The sequence below is a fragment of the Arhodomonas sp. KWT genome, from assembly GCF_010993615.1.
In genome coordinates, this window is record NZ_WNXE01000434.1 from 1 (window position 1) to 1,439 (window position 1,439).

At 69.8% G+C, this 1,439-nt stretch carries 2 protein-coding genes and 1 pseudogene; all 3 read left to right on the forward strand.

What is annotated here, in order from left to right; genetic code table 11:
- A pseudogene (locus G7A99_RS19660) lies at positions 1 to 276 on the forward strand (twitching motility protein PilJ); the annotation flags it as partial.
- Between the two features lie 82 nt (positions 277 to 358).
- Positions 359 to 1,168 carry a protein-glutamate O-methyltransferase CheR gene (locus G7A99_RS19665; RefSeq protein ID WP_205599945.1) on the forward strand — a complete coding sequence of 270 codons (810 nt, stop codon included), beginning with the start codon at positions 359 to 361 and terminating at the stop codon, positions 1,166 to 1,168.
- The coding region (locus G7A99_RS19670) for an Hpt domain-containing protein (protein ID WP_163143414.1) at positions 1,168 to 1,439 on the forward strand (272 nt) is incomplete at its 3' end. The genes G7A99_RS19665 and G7A99_RS19670, both read left to right, overlap by 1 nt.

Below are 1,439 nucleotides of genomic sequence, written 5' to 3' on the forward strand. Positions count from 1 at the left end.
CAGGCCGAGGAGGCCGGTGCCGCGCTGCGCGAGATCGAGAACGTCTCCGAGCAGCTCGCCGGCCTGATCCAGAGCATCTCCGAGGCCTCGCGCCAGCAGGCCCATGCTGCCGCCAACGTCTCGGACACCATGAACGTCATCCAGGAGATCACTTCGCAGACCTCGGCGGGTACCAACGAGACGGCGACCTCCATCGGCAACCTGGCCGACCTCGCCAACGAGCTGCGCGAGTCGGTGGCCGGCTTCAAGCTGCCCGAAGAGAAGCGCACGCAGTAGGGGGCGCCGGGTGAGTGCCGCGCGAGCGCCAAGCGTTGAGCTTTCCCCCGGCGGCATGTCCGTCGCCGGGGGCGTGCCGCGTATGGAGGAAGACGTCTTCGACCGGTGGGCGATGCTGATTCGCGAGCGCACCGGTGTGGAGATCCCGCGCGAGCGACACAGCTTCCTCGCCACGGGGCTCGCCCGCCGCATGCGTGCCACTGGGGTCGATGATCCGGAGGATTACTATCGCTGGCTGACCCGGGGGCCGGGGGCGGCGGTGGAATGGAGCGCGCTGGTGGACCTGCTCACGGTCCAGGAAACGCGTTTCTACCGGGACCCGCAGGGGTTGGGGCTTTTTCGCCGGTATTGCCGCGACGAGGCCCCCGGGGGCTCGCGGGCGCTTCAGGTGCTGAGCGCTGGCTGTGCCACCGGTGAGGAGGCCTACACCCTCGCGCTCGTGCTGGAGGAGGCATTCGGTGGTGGCCGCGGTTACGCGGTTACGGGCACGGACATCAGTCTGGGCGCCCTGGCGGTGGCCCGCCGGGGCGAATACCCGGCCATGCGGCTCTCGCGGTTGCCCCGGTCCCTGCGTGACAACGGGGTCGAGCCGGTCGGCGAGGCACGCTGGCGTATTGCCGAGCGTATCCGCCGCCGGGTCTGCTTCGTCCAGATGAATCTGCTGACCGACGATCCGGTGACACTGCCGCCGCTGGATGTCGTCTACTGTCAGAATGTGCTGATCTACTTCGCCCGCCGGCAGCGTGAGCGGCTGGTGCGGCGCCTCGCCGACTGGCTGCGACCCGGCGGCCTGATGATCCTCGGCGGCGGCGAGTTCCTGCCGGCGTCGCTGGCGGGGCTGCATCGTGTCGGCGGTGAGGACGTGCTCGCCTTCAGCAAGGAGGCCTCTTGATGGGCCGGGAGACAGGCATGGACTACAGCGTGCTCGGCTGGGTGAGTGGTGAGCTCGACGCCACGCTGCAGCAGGCCGCGGAAGCGCTGGAGGAGTACGCGGAGCACGGCGGCGACGAGACCCGGCTGCAATTCTGCGCCACCCATCTTCACCAGGTGCTGGGCATCCTCCGGATGCTCGAGCTCAACGACGCAGCGCTGTGCGCGGAGGAGATGGAGACGCTGGCGGGCGACCTGCTCACCGGCGACGTGGCCGACGCCGGGCCGGCCCG